This is a genomic window from Streptomyces kryoterrae (assembly GCF_054072135.1).
Map to the genome: position 1 here is coordinate 3,118,451 of NZ_CM133358.1, position 22,243 is coordinate 3,140,693.

Annotated in this window: 18 protein-coding genes and 1 pseudogene; 6 read left to right on the forward strand and 13 right to left on the reverse strand. The window is 69.1% G+C overall.

Annotation, left to right across the window (positions count from 1 at the left end):
- Positions 1–9: 9 nt before the first annotated feature.
- From ACW4TU_RS13030 to ACW4TU_RS13050, 5 genes and pseudogenes are all read right to left on the reverse strand, one after another.
- A pseudogene (locus ACW4TU_RS13030) lies at positions 10–4,868 on the reverse strand (RICIN domain-containing protein).
- Between the two features lie 832 nt (positions 4,869–5,700).
- A complete protein-coding gene (locus ACW4TU_RS13035; RefSeq protein WP_457427752.1) occupies positions 5,701–7,065 on the reverse strand; it encodes a hypothetical protein in 1,365 nt (454 codons plus the stop codon).
- Entirely contained in the window at positions 7,055–7,687 is a 633-nt protein-coding gene (locus ACW4TU_RS13040; RefSeq protein ID WP_457427754.1) for a DUF6114 domain-containing protein, read from the reverse strand. The genes ACW4TU_RS13035 and ACW4TU_RS13040 overlap by 11 nt, the downstream gene beginning before the upstream one ends.
- 134 nt (positions 7,688–7,821) lie before the next feature.
- Positions 7,822–8,463: a DUF6230 family protein gene (locus ACW4TU_RS13045; protein ID WP_457427756.1), complete on the reverse strand. Its 642-nt coding sequence runs from the start codon at positions 8,461–8,463 to the stop codon at positions 7,822–7,824.
- Between the two features lie 674 nt (positions 8,464–9,137).
- On the reverse strand, positions 9,138–10,124 hold the full coding sequence (locus tag ACW4TU_RS13050; RefSeq protein WP_457427758.1) for a tetratricopeptide repeat protein: 987 nt from the start codon (positions 10,122–10,124) through the stop codon (positions 9,138–9,140).
- A gap of 194 nt (positions 10,125–10,318) precedes the next feature.
- On the opposite strand from ACW4TU_RS13050, the gene ACW4TU_RS13055 reads away from it, so the two are divergent.
- On the forward strand, positions 10,319–10,942 hold the full coding sequence (locus tag ACW4TU_RS13055; RefSeq protein ID WP_457427760.1) for a TetR/AcrR family transcriptional regulator: 624 nt from the start codon (positions 10,319–10,321) through the stop codon (positions 10,940–10,942).
- Positions 10,943–10,970: 28 nt separating this feature from the next.
- On the opposite strand, the gene ACW4TU_RS13060 is transcribed toward ACW4TU_RS13055, so the two are convergent.
- From ACW4TU_RS13060 to ACW4TU_RS13085, 6 genes are all read right to left on the reverse strand, one after another.
- Entirely contained in the window at positions 10,971–11,309 is a 339-nt protein-coding gene (locus ACW4TU_RS13060; protein ID WP_457427762.1) for a DUF3817 domain-containing protein, read from the reverse strand.
- A 77-nt stretch (positions 11,310–11,386) separates the two neighbouring features.
- A complete protein-coding gene (locus tag ACW4TU_RS13065) occupies positions 11,387–11,896 on the reverse strand; it encodes a MarR family winged helix-turn-helix transcriptional regulator (protein ID WP_457427764.1) in 510 nt (169 codons plus the stop codon).
- 138 nt (positions 11,897–12,034) lie between these two features.
- Positions 12,035–13,990, reverse strand: coding sequence for a radical copper oxidase GlxA (glxA, locus tag ACW4TU_RS13070; RefSeq protein WP_457427766.1), 1,956 nt, complete (start codon positions 13,988–13,990; stop codon positions 12,035–12,037).
- Positions 13,991–13,993: 3 nt separating this feature from the next.
- On the reverse strand, positions 13,994–15,754 hold the full coding sequence (locus ACW4TU_RS13075) for a glycosyltransferase family 2 protein (RefSeq protein ID WP_457427768.1): 1,761 nt from the start codon (positions 15,752–15,754) through the stop codon (positions 13,994–13,996).
- Between the two features lie 104 nt (positions 15,755–15,858).
- Positions 15,859–16,152 (reverse strand): MTH1187 family thiamine-binding protein, encoded by a 294-nt coding sequence (locus ACW4TU_RS13080; RefSeq protein ID WP_457427770.1) that lies wholly within the window; start codon positions 16,150–16,152, stop codon positions 15,859–15,861.
- The gene (locus ACW4TU_RS13085) at positions 16,149–16,508 is read right to left on the reverse strand and encodes a DUF3817 domain-containing protein (RefSeq protein ID WP_457427772.1); all 360 of its coding nucleotides are present in this window, start codon (positions 16,506–16,508) and stop codon (positions 16,149–16,151) included. Before ACW4TU_RS13085 ends, ACW4TU_RS13080 begins: the two co-directional genes overlap by 4 nt.
- A 201-nt stretch (positions 16,509–16,709) precedes the next feature.
- Between ACW4TU_RS13085 and ACW4TU_RS13090 the strand changes: the two genes are divergently transcribed.
- The 4 genes from ACW4TU_RS13090 to ACW4TU_RS13105 all read left to right on the forward strand — a co-directional run bounded on the left by ACW4TU_RS13090 (position 16,710) and on the right by ACW4TU_RS13105 (position 19,357).
- Positions 16,710–17,342: an AIM24 family protein gene (locus ACW4TU_RS13090; protein WP_164315596.1), complete on the forward strand. Its 633-nt coding sequence runs from the start codon at positions 16,710–16,712 to the stop codon at positions 17,340–17,342.
- 1 nt (position 17,343) lies between these two features.
- Positions 17,344–17,994: an AIM24 family protein gene (locus tag ACW4TU_RS13095; RefSeq protein ID WP_457427774.1), complete on the forward strand. Its 651-nt coding sequence runs from the start codon at positions 17,344–17,346 to the stop codon at positions 17,992–17,994.
- Between the two features lie 38 nt (positions 17,995–18,032).
- Positions 18,033–18,788 (forward strand): AIM24 family protein, encoded by a 756-nt coding sequence (locus ACW4TU_RS13100; protein WP_203730536.1) that lies wholly within the window; start codon positions 18,033–18,035, stop codon positions 18,786–18,788.
- Positions 18,789–18,880: 92 nt separating this feature from the next.
- Positions 18,881–19,357 (forward strand): MarR family winged helix-turn-helix transcriptional regulator, encoded by a 477-nt coding sequence (locus ACW4TU_RS13105; RefSeq protein WP_164409392.1) that lies wholly within the window; start codon positions 18,881–18,883, stop codon positions 19,355–19,357.
- A 70-nt stretch (positions 19,358–19,427) separates the two neighbouring features.
- On the opposite strand, the gene ACW4TU_RS13110 is transcribed toward ACW4TU_RS13105, so the two are convergent.
- Together ACW4TU_RS13110 and ACW4TU_RS13115 are read right to left on the reverse strand one after the other, a co-directional pair.
- On the reverse strand, positions 19,428–20,798 hold the full coding sequence (locus ACW4TU_RS13110) for a sensor histidine kinase (RefSeq protein ID WP_457427776.1): 1,371 nt from the start codon (positions 20,796–20,798) through the stop codon (positions 19,428–19,430).
- Positions 20,795–21,460, reverse strand: coding sequence for a response regulator transcription factor (locus ACW4TU_RS13115; RefSeq protein WP_457427778.1), 666 nt, complete (start codon positions 21,458–21,460; stop codon positions 20,795–20,797). Before ACW4TU_RS13115 ends, ACW4TU_RS13110 begins: the two co-directional genes overlap by 4 nt.
- A gap of 147 nt (positions 21,461–21,607) precedes the next feature.
- Here ACW4TU_RS13115 and ACW4TU_RS13120 point away from each other — a divergent pair, with 147 nt between their 5' ends.
- Complete coding sequence (locus tag ACW4TU_RS13120) at positions 21,608–22,210, forward strand: PepSY domain-containing protein (protein ID WP_457427780.1); 603 nt, start codon at positions 21,608–21,610, stop codon at positions 22,208–22,210.
- The last annotated feature ends 33 nt before the right edge of the window (positions 22,211–22,243 follow it).

Here is a 22,243-nt window from a genome sequence, read left to right on the forward strand (position 1 = left end):
TCCATAGGGCTACTTGGGCAACGGATACGAACTGAACACGATGAAGCCTTCATGGCCCTTCTTGCCCGGGAGTCTCTTCAAGACCACTCGTACTCCGTTCCCCGCAGCCTCCGAGGGGCCGCTGGCCTTGTAGATGGTGCCCAGCGACTCGTACTCGTCCCACTTGCCGGTGATCGGGAACTCGGTCTTTTCCGCCCACTGTCCCCGCTTGGCCAGGAAGTTGTCCAGCGCTGCGCGTCTGGCGGCATTCTTCTTGCCGTTGGGGAAGAAGTACTGGGCGAGGACCCGGTCGACGGCCTGCTGCGCGATGTCGGCATTGGTCCACAGCGTGCTGATCGGGGCCAGACCCTTGCGCAGATTCTCCTGGGCGTCCGCGACAGCCTCCGCCGGGGTGCGCTCGACGTGCTTCGAGAGGGTGTGTGCACCCGATTCCGGATAGAGCCTCTCGTCGCTCAGATTCATACAGTTGTGGACCAGCAGGTCCGCCGAGTGCCGCCCTTCGGAGCGCACGTAGAACGTGTGCAGATCCTCGACGGTCAGGTCGTAGACCCGCTGGGAGGCAATGCCGACCCGGTCGTGCAGAGCGGTCACGGTCCGCAGGGAGCCATCGCTTGCGCGCAGCTGTTCCCCGACCCGCAGGTTGGACACACGAACCCAGCCGCGGTCGGCCACGTAGACACGGTGTCCGGTCGTGCTCGTCAGCGTGCCGGCGCCGGCAAGGGTGATGTCGGCCAGATGGTTCGTGTCATGCCGGAAGGTGTCGGTGACCGGCTCCGGTCGCGCCTTGCCGGAGGCAGGGTCGGTGGCCAGCACCAGGTCTCCGACGCGGACGTCCTTGATCGGCCTGCGTGTTCCGTCGGCCATCACTACCTGGGCGCCGCCCAGGAAGCTGTTGCGCGAGCACGAGGTCACGATCTCCTCGTAGAGCTCGACCTCCCTCTCGATCGCGGCGACCGCCACCGGGTCTACGCCCTTGATGGCCTTGAGCGCCTTGAACGCGTCCCGGACACCGATGCCGGTGACGAACGCGGCGTCCACGGCGCGCAATGCTTCTGCGATGGGTCGGATGATCTTGCCGGCGAACAGGCTCGCGACGTCGAGAGACGCCCAGGCGCATCCGGTCCAGCTGCCGCTCTCGAAACCGGAGGAGAACTTCTCGGCGCAACCGATCCAGCTGCCGAAGAGGATGTCGATGGGATCGACGCCGTCCTGCCATTCGGCGATCGTGATGTTGTGCGTGACCTCTTGGGACAGCTCGTCGGTCTTGACCTCGCCGATATACGTCGTGGCCTCGGTCGGGCACATGAACTGCTGCGGGTCGATGCCCTCAGCACTGCACAGGTACAGGTCGAGGACGGCCTTGTACTTGATCTTCGTGGTCATCGTGCAGTTGCCCCGGTAAGCGAGGTGGTTCCACCAGTGGTCGCAGCCGTCGGTCTTCTTGATGACCTCCGGGGCGCCGATCTTCTCGATGTGGTCGATGACGTAGAAGACGTTGCCGATCGAGTGGCCGTTCTCGTCGGGAACGGTTCCGTCGGTGATCTGCTTGCCCTTGGCGGCCTTCTCGGCCCTGTCGGCGGCTTCCTGCGCCTCCCGTGCGTACTTCAGCGCGTCCTTCGCCGCCTGTTCCGCCTCGGTCGCGGCTACGTCCGCCCGGTCGGCGGCGGCCCGCGCGTCCCTGGCGGACTGTTCCGCCGCTGCCGCGGCCTCACGGGCCGCTCCCGCGTCGAGGGCGGCTTCGTCCGCGGAGTCGCGGGCGTCCTTGGCGTAGCCCTCGGCGCGTCCGGCTGCCTGGTCGGCGGCGGTCGCGTCTTCGGTAGCCTGGCGGTCGTACTCGATGGTGCGGGCCAGCGACCGCTGCGCCGCTGCCGCGGCCTTTGCGGCGTCGGCCGCGTAGCCGAGGGCCTCCTTGGAGTAGGTGCGGGCGTCGGCGGCGTACTTCGCGGCGTTCGCCGCGTGCTGGTAGGCGGCTTTGGCGTCGCCCTGTGCCTGGTTGGCGATGACCTGGGCGGCAGCCGCTTCCTCGGCCGCGTTGGTAGCGTGGGCGTCCGCGACGGCCTTCTGCTGCTCGGCGATGGTCTTCGCCGCCTGGCCGGACAGGACCACCAGAGAAGCGGCCGAGTCCTTGGTGACGTACGGCGAGCCGAGCTGGATCGCGTCGTTCGCGGGAGCCGCGACCTGCGCGGCCGAGTTCCCGGCGTCCGCTGCCGCCTGCGCGGTGACGTAGGCGAACCCCGCCGCCTTCGCTGCGGCGGCGGTGGCCTTGTTGGCCTCGGCCTGCGCCGCGTCCGCCTCGGCCTTGGCCGTCTTCGCCTTCGCCTCGGCCTCGTTGGCCGCCTTGACCGACAACTCGGCCTCGGACGAGGCGTGCTCGGAGGCGTCGATGGCGTCGGCGGCGGCGCTGGTCGCGGTGCGCACTGCGGCGTCCGCCCGCAGCTTCGCCGCCTGCGCCTCGTCCGCGGCTGCCCGGGAGCGCTTGGCGGCGGCCTCCGCGCGGGTCGCCGCCGCGTCCGCGTCCGCTGCCGCCTGGGTGGCCGCGTCGGCCGCGGTGCGGGCCCGGCCGGCCGCCGCCTCGGCGTCGTTCGCGTGCCGGTCGGCCTCATTGGCGGCCGCCCGCGCGGCGTCCGCCGCATCCCCCGCTTCCAGAGATTCGGCGTAGGCATTCTTGGCGTCTGCCTTGGCGCGCTCCGCATCCGCCTTCTGCTCGGCGTCCCACGCGTCGTCGCGCAGTTCCCTGGCACGATCCCGGGCGGTCTCAGCGTCACCCTTCCGGGCCACCGCTGTGGCCTCCGACGCCTCGGCCCTGTCCTTTGCGGTCTCGGCGTTGGCCGCTTCGGCTTCCGCGGTCTGCCGGTGCCGGGCCGCCTCCGACTTCTTGACGTCCGCGGTCTCCTTCTCCTTCTTCGCCGCGGCCTCTTCGGCCTCGGCCTTCAGCCGCTTGGCGTGCGCGTCAGCCGCCGCCGCCTTCGCCTCCGCGACCAGGGACTCGGTCAGCCGGCCTCGGCCAGCTCCTTGTCCTTCTTGGCGTTGTCGCGGTGCAGCTTGGCCGCGTCCGCAGCCGCCTTCGCCTGTAATTCGGCCCGGTAGGCCGCCTGCTTGCGGAACTCCGCCTTGGACTGCGCGGCCTGCGCCAGCGCCCGCTGGGCGATCGTGGCGCTGTCGGCGGCAGCCGCCCGGGTGGCCGCCTCGGCGGTCTCACCGGCCTTGACCAGCGCCGCGACGGCAGCCGCCGCCCCCTGCGTGACCTGTGCCTTCTGCTGGCCCACCAGCAGACCGCGGCCCCGCGGCGCCCCGTTGGCGTCCGCGATCGCGTACGCCGCCTGTTCGGCGGTGGCGCTGGCGGTCTGGGCGGCCGTCGCAGCCGTGGCCTGGCGCTTGAGCTCGGCCAGCTCGGCCTGAGCTCCGGTGCGCGCGGCGGTCAGCCGCTGCGACGCCTTGGTGAACTCCGTCGTCGGTGGAACGGTGCCGTTGTGCGCGGAGACCTTGAACAGCACCTTCTGCGTGGCAGCGGTGCTGCAGGCGGCCGCGAGCGCGTCCTGCCCGGCTGTGTACGTGGGGAAGTTCAGGCACTTGTTCGCCCCCAGGTTCTGCAGGGTGGCGCCGGCCCGGACGCTGAACTTCCACACCTGTGTGGGCGTGCCGAGGCAGGTCGAGATCTGGATCTTCGTCTGGTTGGTGGCGAGGTCGAGGCACTTCTGCGAGTTCACGTTCTGGAGGCTGTAGCCCTCCCCGTAGCCTCCGTTGACCCTCCACTGCTGGGCGGCCGCCGTGGAGCAGGCGACGACCTCGACTGCCGTGCCGTTCGCGGTGCCGGAACCCTGCACGCCCAGGCACTTGCCGGTCGCGCCCGGGATCTGGACGGCCATCGGGGATTCGCCGATCCAACCGATGCCGCCCGAGGACCAGTAGTCCTGCCAGCGGGTGATGTGGTCGGCGACCCACGAGTGGCCGAGCATCTTGCCCATCGACTCGGAGGCCACGGTCAGCGCCTGGACGGCGTTCTTGTTCGCGGTCAGGATGTCGTTGCGCTTGGCGGCCTGCGAGCCGATCTCCTGCTGCCACTCCGCCGCAGCGGTCGCGGATGCCTCGCCCAGGACCTTCTCAGGGTCTATCGGATCACGCCAGGCACAGGCGGCGAACCGGGACTTGAGGTCCTCGACCGCGACCCGGTGCTCGGCGGTACCCGGCACCGGTGCTGAGCTCGGGAAGCCGCCCGAGCTCAGGAAGATGCGGGCGTTGTCCGCGCCGGTCGGCTCCAGGCTCCTGCGCGTCAGGTACTCGTAGGCGTCTCGCAGAGCGAGCCGCCGGTTCCAGTCCGGCAAAGACGGATCGGGGTCGCTGCCGTACAGCGGTTGCCCCAGAGCCTTGACCGCCGCGACGGTCTCCGCGTCGGCCGGCGGGGTCGCGTCCTCGTAGAAGTCGTCCTCGGCCTTCCAGAACCGGTCGGCGATCCACGCCGTGAGGCCGGTCTGAGAGTGGAAGTCCTCACCGTCGTCAACGCTGGTCCCGGGCGGCCACCGGAAGGATGCGACGGAACCGAAGCCGCCCGGCGTCTCGAGCCCGGATATCTTCCAGCTGTCGTGGAGCGCGTCGAGCCGCTCCAGCTCAACAAGCGCGGCATCCCGGTCCGACTTGTACGCGGTGGCGAGCGGAGTGCCCTCCCAGTAGTTCCGGTCGGCCAGCACCCGCAGCCGCTCCGGACTCTGGTTGAGCCCTTCCTTCGCGGTGGCGGCCATGGCCTGCCCGCCCAGCCGCAGTACGTCACTCATCAGGCACTGGTCCTGCCGCAACTGCTCGGCGGCGGTGTCCTCGTACCAGTCGTAGTCGGCGGCCAGCTCGGTCTGCGGTGCCGTGTAGTCGGTGCTCAATCCACCCCGGCCACCAGGGCCATGGCGAGCATCGGCGGCAGCAGACGGCCGGTCAAGCGAGAGAGCCGAAGCAGGGGTTTGGGAAACCCTGGGGGTCTGGAGCGCAATGGAGTACCAGTTCTGATCAGCGAGCCGACCGAAGGATGCGGCTGGGCCTGCATGACTCAGCAGCCTCGCGCCCTCGAACCTGACGGTCGCTCAAGGAATGGGTCCGAACATGAACAAAAGCCTGAAACTGGGGGCAAGATGACACCCAGAGAGTGGCAGGCGTGGATTGAGGATTACCTTGCCCGCCAGGGGCGTTGAGCAGATCAGAGGCAGACCTGCGGTGCTGCCGAGAGCGGCGTTCCAGGCTCGTCGGAAACCGCGGGGCCGCAGGTACCACTAGGCCGAGTACGGCGGCGGCAGCCGCAAAGCCTCTTTGTCCCTTTGCGGACGGCTTCGTTGAGGTCTTCTCAGAGTTGCTCGCACGTCGATGCCTGCCTGGATGGTCGGTCCGGATGATCGGTCTCGTCCGGCAGGAAGAAGGCACGACGAACACGCGGCCACGGCCGGCCGGTGGTGTCACCGGCGGCCTGCCGCGTAAGGAAAGTCAGGAAGTTCTGAGACCCCCGTCTCCGCTGCGCGTGCGGTCAACACGCGCCCCCCGTGGCCCCCTTCCCACAGGGGCCGGATCATCATGACACTGAGAAAGCGTTTACGAAACCCTTAATTCGCCATTACGTTCGAACCGCGCCCACCTCCCGCACAGGCCTGTGGCCCGACCCTCCGCCAACAGCGGTAGGCCGGGCCACAGGCCTCGGTGCGGCTCCCGAACGGGGGATGTGAACGCTCAGGTCGTGTACTGGTGCAGGCCCGGGATCGTCAGCGTGCCGCCGAACTGGCCTGCCTGGATGACCTTCACGTTCGTGAAGTAGATCAGCGGGATGTTCAGGGGCGGCGGGCTCTTCGGGGTGAACGTCACCGGGATCAGGCCGAACAGGTTGCCGGAGATGCTCTCGGTGTACATGACCGTCTTGCCGTCGTTGATCGTGGACTTCGAGCCCTTGGCCGCCTGTGCGTGGTAGGTCTTGCCGGACAGGTCGTCCTGGACGATCTGGTGCAGGTCACCGATCTCCGTGCCACCGGAGATCACGTACTTCAGGACGTCCTTGACCGTGCCGTCGGCGGTGCGCACCTTGACGATGCCCTGGTAGTCCGCGCCCGTGAGGAGCAACGAACTCGCTTCCAGGGTCCACGGGTCGGCGGGCAGCAGGATGGTGTTGTCGACACCGCCCTCATCCTCGGTGGCGACCTGGCAGTCGTCCACGTCCGTCGTCGCGCTCGCCGAGGGGCTGGGGGACGTGGTGGCCTCGTCGGCCGCCTTCGTGACCGCCTCCGTGGTCTTCTCGGTCGCCTTGGCCGCCGTGTCGGTGACGTCCTTGAGAACCTCGGTGACCTTCGGCTTCGTGTCCTTGACCGTGGTGGTACCGGTCGTCGTGCCCTTGTCGGCCGCATCCGCGGTCGCGGCGGGGGACGCGGTCGGCGTCGGGGTGGCGGTCTCGGCCGACTCGGTGGTCTCCGTCGACTCCGTGGAGGTCGTCGTCGTGGACGCCGTGTCGGTCGACGAGTCGCTGCCACCCGTGAAGACGTCCACGATCGCGTCGCCGATGGTCTCCAGCAGGTTGCCGCTCTCCTCGGTGGCGCTCGCGCTCACCGAGGGGGTGGGCGTGGCCGTGGTGCTGCCGCCGCCGGTGCTGCCACTGGACGTCGTCTTGCTCGCGGAAGGCGTCGGGGTCGGCGTGGCCTCGTCGTCGGAACCTGAATCCGACGAAGAGGAGTCGCTCGGGGTCGAGTTGTCGGCGGAGGCCGAAGGGGTCGGCGTCGCTTCGTCGGAGTCCTCGTCGGACGAACTCTCCGAGGGGGTCTCCGACGGGCTCGCCGACGCCGAGGCGCCGTCCGTCATCGCCGCGACGCAGGCCTTGTACTCCTCGGCCTGCTGGGCGTTCGACGCCGGCTGCTCATCGGCGTTGGCGAGCGTCGGCGTGAACCCCATGCCCATGAGTACCGCAGTCGGCATCGCCGCCAGGGCTATCGCCTTTCCGGCGGGCATGTGGAACCTGGTGAACAGCGGCTTCCTCGGGGCCGCGTGCCTCGGCCCGGTTCGCCCGCGGGACTCTTCCACATCAGTCCCGTGGGTCACCTCGTCAGCCGGCACTGCGCCTCCCGTTCGCCCCGTTCACCGGGCTCGTTCCTGACAGATCGTTCGGCTCGTACAGCTCGTTCGGCTCGTTCGACTTGCTCATGTCCAGTCCGCCCGACTCGGCCACCGGGTCCGCTCCGTCGGTGGCCTCCGCAGACACCGGGGCCTCAGGGGCCTCCGCGGCAGGGGCCGCATCCGTGCCGCCGTTACCCGCCGGCACTCCGTACTTCGTGTCCGACTCCGGCACACCGGGCGCCCAGGCGATGGCCAGCGCGCCGCCGACCAGGGCCAGCAGGAAGCCGATGATGAACCCGCCGAAGTTGGAGACCGGGAGGGACACCAGTCCCAGCAGGATCGCGGCGGTGCCGGCGAAGGTCCGTACATGCTTCTGGAACCAGAGGCTGAAGCCAAGGACGACGAGCAGGACTCCGATGATCAGTGACCCCGCGCCGGCTGTCGTGGCCATACGGACCGTCAGCTGACCGATCGTGAGGTGCGCGTAAGGGAAGTACATGATCGGGACACCGCCGATCATGACAAACACGCCCGCCCAGAACGGCCTCGAACCCCGCCAGGCGCGGAACCGCAGCCTCCAGCGAGTGGGCAGACTGGGGGCGGCAGGAGTCTCGGCGCTCATGGAAATAGCTCCCTGGTGCGGTGTTGCTGTGATGAGAGGGTCGTTCGCCAGTGACAGGGTGCGGTGCGCGAAGACCCGATCGGAGTGGAGCGGGTGGGGGCGCCTCACGGCCTCCCCCACCCGTCACCGAGTGCTTAGTAGCACTCGTGGGTACCCGTGAGTACCTTCATGCTCAGACCCGGCAGCGTGAAGGTTCCGGCGGTGGTGGCCCACGCCGTCTGCTTCACCCCGTACAGGTCCACTGACTTCGCCTGCTGGCCGAAGCCGTTGGGGTCCGACAGCTCCCCGCCGCCCTTCATGGCCGGGTTCTTCAGGTCACCGGCGCGGACGCCGATGTCCATGCCGTTGAACACAGCCTTCTCGGCACCGAGATCCTCGACGTCGATGTACAGGTTCTTGGCAGCCACCTGCTTGTCCGGGTCGCTGCTGTCGCCCGCCCTCAGCTGCAGCGTGGCAGTGCCGAAGAACGGGATGTTCGGCGTGACGACCGACTGGCACATGTTCTGGATAGTGGCATCGGAGAACGCCGACACCGCAACCGGGTGGGTGTTCTCCTTGTTCTTCGGGCTGCCCATATCGATGGCGCCGTACTGCGAGAAGCCTTCGCCGTGGATGTAGTCAGCCTTGACCTTGAACGACTGGCCAGAAACGCTGAACGAAGCGGCGAGGGCACCCTGCGCGAGGGCAACACCTATACATGCCGTAGCGGCAACGCTGGGCACCATGACCACAGCGAAGCGCTTCCATCTTGTCCCGCCACGCACCTGGGACTCCATATTTCCTCCTTCTCGGACGTACATCTCCTGGCCCTGACTGCCCCAATGACGGCGGCTCAGCCGGGCAGGGATGGGAGAAGTGCTACGTCCTCGGTGTAGGAGAGCGCCCGCGCTCGACGGCGCGAACAGCGCCCGAGCTCACCGGCGATCACCCCCGAGCGACAACCACTGGTCGCGCCTGACGCACATCACACGCAACCTTGCCGGACAGGCTCCACCCGAAGGCGAAGACCCCCCTGCCCGAGAGCCGGCGCCACTGCCGCCGACTCTGCTCGGTGGGGACCCAACAACTCCCGTCCGGCCGACTGGCTGTCGGCGTACGGGATAGGACCGAGCGACGCCGATCGTGGTGCATTCTCGCCGCCCGCACAAGGGGGTTCGTTACTGGCTAGTAACGGGCAGATAACCGAGCAACGACCCGCAGGTGTCGATCGGCAACGCTGGGTGGCCCCGATCGGGGTGACAAACCGTCCGCTTCCTGACTCAAACCCGACAGTGCGACGCCCTTGGCTTACTCCAAGTAACAGCGGCCGCAATTACCAAGATTTGGCAAAGTACGGCCGCGTGAGCACTCGATCGACAAATTTTTCACGCCGACAACACGCGGCGTGATGTTTAGCGACAGGTCAGACCACTGATCGAACTGTGACCCGCCGCCCACCCCGACCGACCGGTCAGAACAACGCCCTGGCCAGAGCCCTCCGGGCAGCCGCGACCCGCGGATCATCCGCGCCGACGACCTCGAACAGCTCCAGCAGCCGCAGCCGTACGGCATCCCGGTCGTCGCCCGCCGTGCGCCCCACCGTCTCGATGAGCCGCCCGAACGCGTCCTCGACATGGCCGCCCACCAGATCCAGGTCGGCGGCGACGATCTGCGCGGTCGGGTCCCCCGGCTTCTCGGCGGCGTCCTTGCGGACCTGCTGCGGATCGACCCCCTGCACCCGCTGGAGCAACTCGGCCTGCACGAGGCCGAGCTTGGCCTCCATGTTCCCGGGGTCGTCACTCAGCACGTTCTTGTACGCCTGCACCGCGCCACCCAGGTCCCCCGCGTCCAGGGCCTGCACGGCGGCTTCGAGCAGCGCGTCGTACGGCCCGACCGGGTCCAGGGGGGCGGGGGCGGGGCGGTCGCCGGGTTCGGCGTCCGCGTCGACGACGAGGCCGGTGAGGCCGGTGAGGCCGAAGCGCTGTTCGGCGACCTGTACGAGCTGATCGAGGGTCTGGCGGATCTGCTGTTCGCCGGCGGCACCCTGGAAGAGGGGCAGGGCCTGTCCGGCGACAACGGCGAAGACGGCTGGGATCCCCTGGATGCCGAACTGCTGCATCAGCATCTGGTTGGCGTCGACGTCGACCTTGGCGAGGACGAAGCGCCCGTTGTACTCGACGGCCAGCCGCTCGAGAACGGGGCTGAGCTGCTTGCACGGCTCGCACCACTCGGCCCAGAAGTCGATGACGACGGGCACCTCGGTCGACCGCTGCAGGACGTCGAGTTCGAACCCGGCCTCATCGACGTCGATGACGAGGTCGGTCGGTGAGACGGCCCCTCCCCCGCCCTGCCGGGCGGCTTCGGCGCGTGCCTGCTCCGCCTTCGACTTGGCCTCCTGGGCCGCCTTCACCGCGGCGAGGTCGACGACCCCGCTCATGGACATGTTCCGTGGCTGCATGCGTCTATCCTCCCCCGTTCGGCGCGCACATGTGAAAGGCGTTGTGAAATGCGGTCCTGGTCGATGGTCACCGCTTTCGCTACGAGTCGTAGCGTAACGGCAGTGGCGGCCTCCTGGGAAGCAGCCCCGGGAGCACCCCGAAGTGACCTCCCTCACGGCCTCTCAGGAGGGGAATGGCCGGTTATGGTCATGCCATGCAGAGCCGCAGCCGCACGCCCGTCAGTCGTACGGGACGCCCTCGTAGTGCCACCGCGGACACCGCGATTTTGGCGGCGACGCGGGACGCGCTGGTCGAACTGGGCTGGTCCAAGCTGACGTTGGGGGACGTGGCGACGCGCGCGGGGGTGGCGAAGACGACCCTCTACCGCCGCTGGCCCGGCAAGAACGAACTGGTCGTCGACGCGGTGGCGGCCCTCTTCGACGAACTGGAGATGCCCGACCGGGGCAGCCTCGCCGCCGACATCGAGGGCGTCGTCCTCCAGTTCGCGGCGATCCTGGTGCGCCCGGAGACGAAGAGCGGCCTGATGGCGGTGGTCGCGGAGTCGACGCACGACGACGCCCTGCGGGAACGCATCCGCGCGTCGATCGTGGACCGCCAGAAGCGCCTGGTCCTGGAAGGCCGCGCCCGCGCCCAGCAGCGCGGCGAACTCCCCCCGGAGTCGGACCCGGAGGAGGCCGCCCGCACAGTCGACCTGATCTTCGACATGGTGGCGGGCGCGGTGGTGCACCGCACGCTGGTGAGCGCGGAGCCGGTGGACTCCGAGTGGGCCGGTGCGTTCACCCGGGTGCTGGTGCTGGGGCTGAGCCGCAACCAGTAGCGGCTACGTGGCGGTTACGCCTTGGCGGTTACGCCTTGGCGGCCACCGGCGTCGGCTCCACGATCTGCCCCGCCAGTTCGTGGCTGACCTTCCGCTCCACGAAGAACGCGGCGGTGGGGACGGTGCCGGCGAGCAGGACCCACAGTTGCTTGCGGACCGGCCACTTCGCCTTGGAGCCCAGATCGAAGGCGAAGACCAGGTACACGACATACAGCCAGCCGTGCGCGATACCGACGACGCTCGTGAAGCCGTCGGCGCCGTCGATGTCCAGCACGTACTTGGCGAACACGCCGAGGGTCAGCAGAACCAGCAGCACACCGGTGACGTAGGCCATGACGCGGTAGCGGGTCAACACGCTCTTCTTCATGCGTACGAGCGTAACCACCTGTTTCCGGTGATCTTCCGGCGACCCCGGCACCCCCGCCCCGCCGCCGCCCCGCGGCCCTACTCCTCGTCGAAGTCGCTCGCCGACACCCGCAACGGCCGCAGCATCGCGAAGATCTCCGCGCACTCCTCCGCGTCGTACACACCGAGGCCGAAGTCCATCGCCATCAGGTCGCGGGTCGCCGCGTCGACCGCCTCGCGGCCCTTCTCGGTAATGGTGGCGAGGGTGCCGCGGCCGTCGTTGGGGTTGGGGCGCCTGGCGACCAGGCCCGACTTCACGAGGCGGTCCACGGTGTTGGTGACCGACGTCGGGTGGACCATCAGACGCTCACCGATCTTGGACATCGGCAGCTCGCCCGCCTTGGAGAAGGTGAGCAGCACCAGCGCCTCGTAGCGCGCGAACGTCAGACCGTACGGCTTCACCACCGCGTCGACCTCCGCGAGCAGGATCTGCTGCGCGCGCATGATCGAGGTGATCGCGGCCATGGACGGGACGTTTCCCCAGCGCTGCTTCCACAGTTCGTCGGCGCGGGCGATGGGGTCGAAGGGGAGACTGAGCGGCTTCGGCACGGCACCAGACCTTACCGGCCGGTCATATCGCGGTCAGCCCCGTCTCGCCCTTCGGTCCGGCCGGGCGGGCGCCGGGGAACCCGGTGTCACCGGCACACGCTCGGGCCGGCCCGCAACTCCCGTACCCAGTAGGCCTCTTCACCGCACCTGGAGCCACTTCGCCTCCGACGGCGTCCCCTTCGCGTCCGTCACGAACAGCATGTACCAGCCGGGCGGCACGAGCGTCCGGTCCTTCGGTACGTCGACCGTCACCGAGGTGCGGTCCCTGCTGAGGGGGAGGTCGATGGAGCGCTGTTCGACGTCCGTCGTGTGGGTGACCGCGCTGGGGCGCATCAGACGCGCCTTCGCGATCCGCTCGGGGTGGGTGGTGGCGAAAGTCGCGCGGCCGAGTTTGTCGGTCTCCTGGGGGCCGTCCCCCAGTACGGGACGGTTCTTGCCGTTCCTGTGCAGCGCGGGCGGGGTGAAGATCTCCATCCGCTGCTCGAAGTGGCCGAGCTTGGTGTTCTGCTGGTTGTCGTAGAGCGGGTCGGAGCCGAAGGTGGCGACCCGGCCGTCGGGCAGGAGCAGCGCCTCGGAGTGGTAGTTGCGGCCCACCCTCGGGGAGGCCGCCGTACGGAACGCGTTCGCCTTGGGGTCGTAGAACTGTGCCTTGAGGATGTTGCTGCCGCTGCGGCCCCGGTAGTCGGCGGAGCCGTTGGACGTGAACACCGTGTCGTCCGGCATGAGGACGCTGTTCAGGTAGCGGGTGCCCTGGGGAAGGTCGGGGCCGGGCTCGAAGACCGGGTTGTCCTTCTTCAGGTCGACCACGGCCGTGCGTCGCGTCGCCTTCTTGGACTCGCCGACGCCTCCGCCGCCGAGGATCATCACCTTCTGGTCCTGTGCGGGCGGGAGGAGGACGGAGGCGGACGTCTCGGTCTCGTCGGCGTCCGTGAGGCCCAGCACCTTCTCGAAGGTGTTCTTCTCCAGGTCCCAGAGGCCCGGCGCGCGGCCCATCGTCGCCGGTCCGTAACCGGCGTTGGAGGCCGGGTAGAACAACTTGCCGCCCTTGGTGAGGAAAAGGGCGGGGTAGGTGGGGAAGTAGCGCTTGGGGCCCGGGCTCCACTCCTTGGTCCTCGGGTCGTAGATCTCGTTGTCCCCGGGGTCGATCGCGCCGACGTCGTCGAGCCCGGAGACGGCCAGGACCCGTCCGTCGTCGAGACCGACGAGGGTCGGGTACCAGCGGGCCTTGTCCATCGGATCGACGGGGAGGTACTTCTCGGCCTTCGGATCGAACTCGTACGCCGCCCTGATCCCCTGGAAGTCCTGCTTGTCCATGGTGATCTTCTCGGAGAGGCCGTACGTGTTGTCGGCGTCCTTGCCCTTCAGGCCGACGATCTCGTACTGCGCCTGCTTGGCGGTGATCGACACGGGCCCGGCCTCGGCCGCCTCGACGAAGACCCGGGCCTCGCTCGGGACGACCTTCGTCACCCAGGGCTGCATGACCCCGGCCGCGTTGTAGGTGATCTTCTGGGTGCGCTCGGCCTCGGGGACGGTGACGTCGAACCGGCTGATGTACTCGACCCCGGCGGGCGAGCGGAAGCGGGTGCCCTTCTTCAGGACCACCGGCTTGTCGGGGTTCTCGTTCTTGACGCGCATGCCGCCGCCGGCTCGCTCGACCTCGCCGTCGAGGAGTTCGTAGCGGGCGGTGCCGCCGGCCACCAGAAGCCGTCCGTCGGGGAGTTGGGCGTGTCCGGCGCAGAAGAAGTCGTCGGGGGTGGCGATCTTCTTGAAGGTGTCCGTCCTCGGGTCCCAGAGGATCGTGTCGAACGAGCCCCTGTCGAACTTCTTCTGCTCGTTCCCCGAGCCCGCGACGATCAGGACCTTGCCGGTGTGCAGCAGGGCCGCGTGGATGGCGTTGGTGCGGAACTTCCTGGGGATGTCGATCGAGCTCCAGGAGCCGTACTTCGCCTGGTAGCCGGGCTGGGCGATCTTGTACTCGTGGTAACGCTCGCCGGCGAAGCCGAGCACGGCGGGGGCGTTGAGACCGGCGAGGAGAGCGACGCCCCCGATACCCAGGACGGTCTTCTTGGTCTTCTTCGACGGTTGGAAGGCCATGGCCTAGTTGCCTCCTGTCGGCGTGCCGGAGACCGGGGCGACGGTGTTCGTGGCGACGACGGGTTCCTCGCGCTCTCCGTTGCTCTCCCTGCGGTCCTTGAGCCTGGTGGTGATCCACACCCCGACCGGGGCGAGGGAGATCGCCATGGCGAGGACGGCCCAGGTGCGCATGGCCACATGGGTGTGGCCGAGGTGGACGGAGGCGATCAGTGAGGTCGCCAGGACCGCGGCCCAGAAGAGGTGGACGCGGAAGGTGAACAGCCGGTCGGGGCTGGCGTCCCCGCCCTTGGGCGTGACGACGAACCGGCTGGGGCGGCGGAGCAGGGCCGCGCCGAAGGACTTCAGGTAGATCGGTGCGGAGAGCGCCGACATCGCCATGCCGGCGAGGCCGCCGGAGCCCTCGGGTTCGTGGGGCGAGACGTTGTGCCGCCGGTTCCACAGGTACAGCCCGATCTGGAGGGCGGCGGCGTCGCTGTAGAGCATCAGCCAGACGGAGGCGGCGACCTGGGTGCCGGAGGCCCCGAACCAGAGGAAGAGGAAGCAGCTCAGAATGCCGAGGAACCAGTTGACGGCGGTCATCGGGTAGTAGACGAGCATGAGCGTGTACGAGAAGAGCCGGCCCGGGGGCATGGTGAAGAGCGCCTTCCCGTACTGCTTGAAGAGCGTCTCGTACGTGCCGCGCGACCACCGCGTCTGCTGGGTGAAGAAGTCGGTCCAGGAGGCGGGACCCTCGCCGACGGCGAGCACGTCGGGCGTGTAGACGGACCGCCAGTAGTGCCCGGTGCGCGGATTGCGGCGGCGGTGCAGCTCGAAGCCCGTGGCCATGTCCTCGGTGATGGAGTCGTACAGTCCGCCGATCTGTTTGACTGCGGCGATGCGTACGACGTTGTTGGTGCCGACGAACATGGGGGCGCGGTAGCGGTTGCCGGCGCGCTGGATGAGCGCGTGGAAGAGGAACTGCTGCGACTCGGCGGCCTTGGTGACGGGGTGGGTGTAGTTGCCGTACACCTGGGGGCCGACGACGAAGGCGACGTCCGGGTCGCGGAAGAAGCCCGTCATCCGCTCCAGGAAGTTGGGGAGCGGGACGTGGTCGGTGTCGACGGAGGCGTAGAAGTCGTACTCGTCGCCGTGCATGGCGATCCACGCGTTGTAGTTGCCGTGCTTCGTACGTGCCCGGTGGACGCCCTTGGCCCGGTTCCACTCGGGGACCCCGTACCGGCTGAAGTGCCGTACGCCCAGCTCGGCGCAGAGCGCCCAGGCCTGGTCGTCGTCGCCCTCGTCGAGGAGCCAGACGTCCAGGGGGCCGGTGTGGTGGACACGGATCGCGCCTTCGAGGGTGGCCCGGACCATCGCGAGGGATTCCCTGCCGGGGACGTACGTGGTGAGGAAGGCGACGCGGGTGCCGGACTCGGGTGCGACGGGGACCGGGTCGCGGGCGACCAGGGTGGCGTGGGCGATGGACACTACGTTGACGACCATGAACAGCTCGATCAGCCCGATGGCGACGAGCATCACGATGTCGAGATCGGCCATCCACTTCTCACCGGCCTCGCGCTCCACCCAGTGGGTGGGCCAGACGAGGTAGACGAGCAGGGCGCCGGTGAGCAGGGGCGCGAGGGTCATGAGCAGGACGGCGCGTATTCGGCGTGGCTCGCGGGAGAGGAGCGAGGTGTAGCGCACCTGGTACGGGGATCCGGCCGGGGCCTCGGTGAGGGGTCCGGCGAGCCGGCTGTGGGTGTCGTAGTCGTAGCCCTCCGGCCGCACAGCGCCCTCCAGTGATCGAACAAGCCGATATCCCCACCAAAGTGGAGATATGACGGCGAGTCGAACTGGGCACGCCCGGACGGGTGAGCGCGCGCCGAGCCGGTTTACGCGGAGAGGTGGCGCTCCACCGTCTCCACCTTGGAGGTCAGACCGTCGGTCACTCCGGGGCGGATGTCCGCCTTGAGGACGAGGGAGACGCGCGGCGCGCGTGCCTCCACGGCGGCGACGGCACGTCTGACGACGTCCATGACCTCGTCCCAGTCACCTTCGATGGACGTGAACATGGCGTCGGTGCGGTTGGGGAGGCCGGATTCGCGGACGACGCGGACGGCGTCGGCGACGTACTCCCCCACGTCCTCGCCGACACCGAGGGGCGTCACGGAGAAGGCGACGATCATGATTTGACCGCCCCGTCCCGCTCCTGGCGGGCACGGGAGGCGATGACGGCGTCGACCGCGTTCTCGGCCTCGCGGCGCAGCCTGCGCTCGGCGAAGAATCCGCCGGTCGGGAGGACGGAGAGGACGAAGTAGAGGGCGGCGGTCTTCAGGGACCACTTGGCGCGGCTCCAGGCGTCCGCCCAGAAGATCACGTAGAGGACGAAGAGGAGTCCGTGGACCGCGCCCATGACGGGCACCGCGTTGAAGTCCGTGGTCCGCTTCAGCACCGAGCAGACCAGCAGGAGAAGGAAGGAAACGGCTTCGGGGGCCGAGACCAGCCGCAGGCGGCGGAGGGCGGAGGCGGTCTTGATGTCCACGGGTCACCTTCGGGGGGGGGTGCGAGGGGTCGCTTTGTGAATGGATGCACAAACGTTCGCCCATTGTGACATCGGCGGCGCGGGCGGCCGGGACGGGGGGTGCGGACGCGTGTTCGGCCCCTAGGGGGAGGTTCAGGGGCGATCTCCACCTTCGGGATCTGTTGCCGGGGGTGCCCGGCGGGCTACCTTCGCCCCGTGGCGATGTTTCGACTTCAAGGCAGCAAGGTGCTGGCCATCGACATGACCGGGGACGCCGTCAAGGCGAAGAACGGCTCGATGGTGGCGTACGACGGGCAGATGGACTTCAAGAAGCTCAGCGGCGGCGGTGAGGGCATCCGCGGGATGGTCACCCGGCGGATCACCGGTGAGCAGATGACACTGATGGAGGTGAAGGGGCACGGGACGTGCTGGTTCGCCGACCGCGCCTCCGAGATCAACCTTGTCGGGCTCCAGGGGGACAAGTTGTACGTCGAGTCGACCAACCTGCTGGCGACCGACTCGGGCCTGCGCACGGGCACGTCCTTCACCGGGATGCGCGGCGCCTCACAGGGCAACGGCCTGTTCACGACGACCGTCGAGGGACACGGCCAGGCGGCGATCATGTCGGACGGGCCGGCGGTGGTGCTGCGCGTCAGCCCGCAGTTCCCGCTGACCGTCGACCCGGGTGCGTACATCGCGCACCAGGGCAACGTCCGGCAGTCCTTCCAGTCCGGTGTGACGTTCCGCACGCTCATGGGCGAGGGCGGCGGCGAGGCCTTCCAGATCCGCTTCGAGGGCGACGGCCTGGTGTACGTCCAGCCCAGTGAGCGCAACACGATCGCCGGGGATGTGTGACATGCCCTTCCGTGAGATCAACTCCAAGATGGTCGAGGCGACCGTCATGCCCGGCCAGCGCGTCTTCAGTCAGCGCGGGGCGATGCTCGCCTACAAGGGCGAGGTGTCCTTCACGCCCAACATGCAGGGCGGCCAGGGCGGGATCATGTCGATGATCGGCCGCCGGGTCGCCAATGAGGCCACCCCGCTGATGACCGTCGAGGGCAGCGGCACGGTCCTCTTCGGGCACGGCGGCCACCACATCCAGGTCATCAGCCTCACCGGGGACACGCTGTGCGTCGAGGCGGACCGTCTGCTCGCCTTCGACGGCACACTCCAGCAGGGCACGATGTTCATGGGCTCGCAGGGCGGCGTCATGGGCATGGTCCGGGGGCAGGTGACCGGCCAGGGGCTGTTCACCACCACCCTCAAGGGGCACGGCGCGGTCGCCGTCATGGCCCACGGCGGGGTGATCGAGGTGCCGATCACCCCCCAGCGCCCGGTCCACGTCGACCCGCAGGCGTACGTCGCGCACCACGGCGACGTCCGCAACAAACTGTCCACCGCGCTCGGCTGGCGCGACATGGTGGGCCGCGGCTCGGGCGAGGCGTTCCAGCTGGAGCTCAGCGGCAGCGGTGCGGTGTACGTCCAGGCGTCCGAGGAGAAGCTGTGACCACCTACCCGGGCGCGGGGCCCGTCGTCCACGACCCGATGACGCTGCCGTCCGACGACAACGTCAACAACTACACCTTCTGCGTGGAGCTCAAGGGGAGCCAGTGGTTCCTGCAGAAGGGGAAGATGATCGCCTACTACGGCTCGATCGACTTCAACGGCATCGGACACGGCCGCCTGGACCGTCTTGTCCGTACGTCTTTTCATTCGCCTCTGCACGCGAGCGACTGGGTCGTGGCCGAGGGTTCGGGCAAGATGCTCCTCGCCGACCGGGCCTTCGACGTGAATTCATACGATCTGGAGGAGGGCAACCTGACCATTCGCTCGGGCAACCTTCTCGCTTTTCAGCCAACTCTCGCGCTCAAGCAGTCGATCGTGCCCGGCTTCCTCACCCTCATCGGAACGGGCAAGTTCGTGGCCGCGTCGAACGGCCCGGTGGTGTTCATGGAACCCCCGATCCGGGTGGACCCGCAGGCCCTGGTCGGCTGGGCCGACTGCCCCTCCCCCTGCCACCACTACGACCATGGGTACATGACGGGCCTGATGGGCGGTCTACGTGCGATGACGGGCATCGGCGGGGCCTCCGGCGAGGAGCACCAGTTCGAGTTCGTCGGGGCCGGTACGGTGCTGCTCCAGTCCAGCGAGACACTCATGGCCGAGCAGGCCACGGGGGTGGTTCCGCACGAGCCCGGAGTGCCGGGTGGCGGTGGGGCTCCCGCAGGTCATCCACAGCAACCGGGTGTACCACGCCTTCCCGGACAGCTCGGTGACCTCCAGCGTCGCTTCGGGCTGTGAGCGGTAGTCTGCGGAGTGTGACGTCGAACGTGTGCGCGCCGTCACGCCACCCTCACTAGTTCGCCTTTCAACCTTTTAGGTAGACTTCATTCATGGAGACCGAGACGGCCACAAGCTGGCTGACCGACGCGGAGCAGTGCGCCTGGCGCACCCACCTGGAGGTCAACAGGTTGTTGGCATACCAGCTCGAAAAGGACCTGCAACCGTTCGGCCTGACGATGAACGACTACGAGATCCTCGTGAACCTCTCCGAATCCGACGATGTGCGCATGCGGATGAGCGACCTCGCGTCCGCCACCCTCCAGTCCAAGAGCCGGCTCTCCCACCAGATCACCCGCATGGAGAACGCGAACCTGGTCCGCCGCGAGAACTGCGAGTCCGACCGGCGGGGCCTGTTCGCGGTGCTCACCGAGCAGGGCATGGAGACGATGAACAAGGTCGCGCCCCATCATGTGGCGTCCGTGCGGCGGCACTTCATCGAGCTGCTGACCCCGGAGGCCCTGGCCGAGCTCAGCACGTCACTCAAGCCGGTCGCGCAGCACCTGCGCGGCCAGCGGGGCCGGCCGTAGGACCTGTGCGACCTGTGCGACCTGTGCGACCTGTGCGACCTGTGCGACCTGTGCAATCTGATTCGACGGTTCAGGTGATCGGCAGGCGGAGCTCGAACAGGGCTCCGCCTGCGGTCGTTTCACGCACGGTCAGCGTGCCGCCGTGCCGTACGGCGACATCCCGGGCGATGGCGAGTCCGAGCCCGGCGCCGCCGTCGTCGCGGCTGCGGGCGGCGTCGAGCCGCACGAACCGCTCGAAGACCCGCTCCCGGTCCTCCACGGGCACCCCGTCCCCGTCGTCGGCGACCTCGACCACGGCCCGCGCTCCCGCCCGCCGCACGGAGACGGTGACCGCCGACCGGGCGTGCCGCTGAGCGTTGTCCAGCAGATTGGCGACCAGCCGCCCCAACTGCGTCCGGGACCCGGCCACTTCCACGGCGCCTGCCTCGACTGTCAGTCCTGCCCGGCCTTCCGCCTGTTCGCGGACCAGCTCCGCGAGGTCGAAGCGCGCGTCGGCCGGCCGCTCCCCCGCGTCCAGCCGGGCGAGCAGCAGCAGGTCGGCGGCGAGACGTTGCAGCCGTACGGTGTCCTCGACTGCGCCCTCGACGTCCAGCAACGCCGGGTGCGCGGCACCGACTTCGAGCTGGGTGCGCAGGGAGGCGATGGGGCTGCGCAGCTCGTGCGAGGCGTCGGCGACGAACCGGCGCTGGCGTTCCACGGAAGCCTCCAGGGCGGCCAGTGTCTCGTTGGTGGTCCGGGCGAGCCTGGCCACCTCGTCGTGCGTGTCCGGCACCGGGACGCGTCGGGCCAGGTCCTCGGAGGCGGTGATCGCGGCCATCTCGGCCCGGATGCCCTCGACGGGGCGCAGCGCGCGCCGGGTGACCAGCCAGGTGACGCCCGCGACGACGCCGAGCAGCAGCGGGAACCCGATCAGCATGACGGTCAACGCGGTGCTGACGGCGCTCTGTTCGGCGGAGAGCGGCGCGCCTGCGTGGACGGTGAGCGTCCCCTTGTCGTCGACCTCGACCCGTACGGCCGCGAACCGGTAGTCGGCCTCGTCCCCGTCGACGGTCGCGGACCCGTCGGTGAAGGAGACGTCCTCGTCCGTCTCGCCGGGTGAGAGGGAACCGTCGTCGGCCGGGGCCTTCGGGCGCACGGCCGCCACACCCGTGCCGCTGATCCGCTCCAGGTCCTCGCTGGCCGCGACCAGCCTCCCGGCGGCGTCGACGACCTGGACGGGCCGGTCGTCGGCGTCGAGCGACAGCTTGTCGTACGCCGTCCCGGCCGCCAGGTCCGCTGCGACCGCCCGCGCGGTCCGTTCCGCCTGCGTACCGGCCTGGCCGCTGAGGTTGGACCACAGGGAGAGCAGCACGGCGGTCCCGGCGGCGACCAGCGCGACCGCGACGACGACGCTGGCGCCGATGGTCGCCCGAGCCCGTACGGAGCCGAGAGCGCGTCTCACCTCGGCGCCTCCAGCCGGTACCCGGCGCCGCGCACGGTCCGGATCAACGGGGCGCCGAGCTTCCGGCGCAGTGTGCTGACGTACACCTCGACGATGTTCGGGTCGCCGTCGTACGCGAAGTCCCAGACGTGCTCCAGGATCCGCGCCTTGGACACCACCTCGCCGGCCCGCACGACGAGCTGCTCCAGGACGGCGAACTCCTTCGCGGTGAGGGTGACTTCGCTCTCGCCCAGGTGGACGCGGTGGGCGGCGGTGTCGACCGTCAGCTCGCCGACCACATGGACGGGCGAGGCCCCCGCCGACCCGCGCCGGCGCAGCAGCGCCTTCACGCGGGCGACCAGGACGACGTAGGAGAAGGGCTTGGTCAGATAGTCGTCTGCGCCGGTGTCGAGCCCCTCCGCCTCGTCGTACTCGCCGTCCTTGGCGGTGAGCATGAGGATCGGTACGTCGTGGCCGGCGGCGCGCAGGGCCGCGCAGACGCGGTAGCCGTTGAGGCCGGGCAGCATGATGTCGAGGATCACCAGGTCGTACGGCGTCTCGGTGGCCCGGTGCAGGCCCTCGCGGCCGTCGTGGACGACGTCCACGGCGTAGCCCTCTGCCGTCAGGCCCTTGGCGAGCGACAGGGCCAGTCGCTTCTCGTCCTCGACGATCAACAGTCGCATGCGTACAGCGTCGCAAAGCAAACCTGAAGACGCCTTCAGGTGCCTTCAGGCCCGCTTCAGGCGGCGTCGGGCAGCTTGGTTCCCGTCATCGAAGCGGAGCGAATCACCGCTGAACCGACCGAACTGAGTGAACAGGCAGGAAACTCCATGAAGCGGAACATCGTCATCGCCACCCTCACCGCCACCGCCCTGGCCGGCGGCACCGTCGCGGCCTTCGCGGCGGGCGACGACGAGACGGCGGCACGGCCCCGGACGGGAGCGAACGTGCAGGTGGTCTCCGACCGGGACGACGACACCGCGGACGACCGTACGGTGGTCCGCGGCAGCGGCATCACCGCCGCCGAGGCCATCACGGCCGCGCTGCGGCACACCCCGGGAACCGCGTCCTCCGCCGAGCCGGAGGACGACGGCACATGGGGTGTGGAGGTCGTGCGGGGCGACGGGGCCGAGTACGACGTCGAGGTCTCGGGCGCGGGGAAGGTGCTGGGGGCGCAGCGCGACAGCGACGAGGACACCGACCGTGACAGTGAGGACCGCGCCGAGTCGGCCGCGCTGAAGGGCGCGAAGTTCGACGCCCGGCAGGCCGCCCTCGGCGCCGCCGCGAAGGGCACGGTCACCGAGGTCGGCGCCGACGAGGAGAACGGCACGGTGGCGTGGAGCGTGGAGACCGTGCAGGACGGCAGGGAGAGCGAATGGAAGGTCGCCCTCGACACGGGCAAGGTCACGCGGGACCACTCCGACACCGACTGAGAACGCCCCCGCCGCCCCTACCCGCCCCGTCCC

Excerpts from the sequence above, each read along its gene's own strand:
- ACW4TU_RS13040 (WP_457427754.1), bottom strand. The coding sequence starts at position 7,687 with ATGAGCGCCGAGACTCCTGCCGCCCCCAGTCTGCCCACTCGCTGGAGG.
- ACW4TU_RS13045 (WP_457427756.1), bottom strand. The coding sequence starts at position 8,463 with ATGGAGTCCCAGGTGCGTGGCGGGACAAGATGGAAGCGCTTCGCTGTG.
- ACW4TU_RS13050 (WP_457427758.1), bottom strand. The coding sequence starts at position 10,124 with ATGCAGCCACGGAACATGTCCATGAGCGGGGTCGTCGACCTCGCCGCG.
- ACW4TU_RS13055 (WP_457427760.1), top strand. The coding sequence starts at position 10,319 with ATGCAGAGCCGCAGCCGCACGCCCGTCAGTCGTACGGGACGCCCTCGT.
- ACW4TU_RS13060 (WP_457427762.1), bottom strand. The coding sequence starts at position 11,309 with ATGAAGAAGAGCGTGTTGACCCGCTACCGCGTCATGGCCTACGTCACC.
- glxA (WP_457427766.1), bottom strand. The coding sequence starts at position 13,990 with ATGGCCTTCCAACCGTCGAAGAAGACCAAGAAGACCGTCCTGGGTATC.
- ACW4TU_RS13080 (WP_457427770.1), bottom strand. The coding sequence starts at position 16,152 with ATGATCGTCGCCTTCTCCGTGACGCCCCTCGGTGTCGGCGAGGACGTG.
- ACW4TU_RS13090 (WP_164315596.1), top strand. The coding sequence starts at position 16,710 with ATGTTTCGACTTCAAGGCAGCAAGGTGCTGGCCATCGACATGACCGGG.
- ACW4TU_RS13095 (WP_457427774.1), top strand. The coding sequence starts at position 17,344 with ATGCCCTTCCGTGAGATCAACTCCAAGATGGTCGAGGCGACCGTCATG.
- ACW4TU_RS13100 (WP_203730536.1), top strand. The coding sequence starts at position 18,033 with ATGACGCTGCCGTCCGACGACAACGTCAACAACTACACCTTCTGCGTG.
- ACW4TU_RS13105 (WP_164409392.1), top strand. The coding sequence starts at position 18,881 with ATGGAGACCGAGACGGCCACAAGCTGGCTGACCGACGCGGAGCAGTGC.
- ACW4TU_RS13115 (WP_457427778.1), bottom strand. The coding sequence starts at position 21,460 with ATGCGACTGTTGATCGTCGAGGACGAGAAGCGACTGGCCCTGTCGCTC.
- ACW4TU_RS13120 (WP_457427780.1), top strand. The coding sequence starts at position 21,608 with ATGAAGCGGAACATCGTCATCGCCACCCTCACCGCCACCGCCCTGGCC.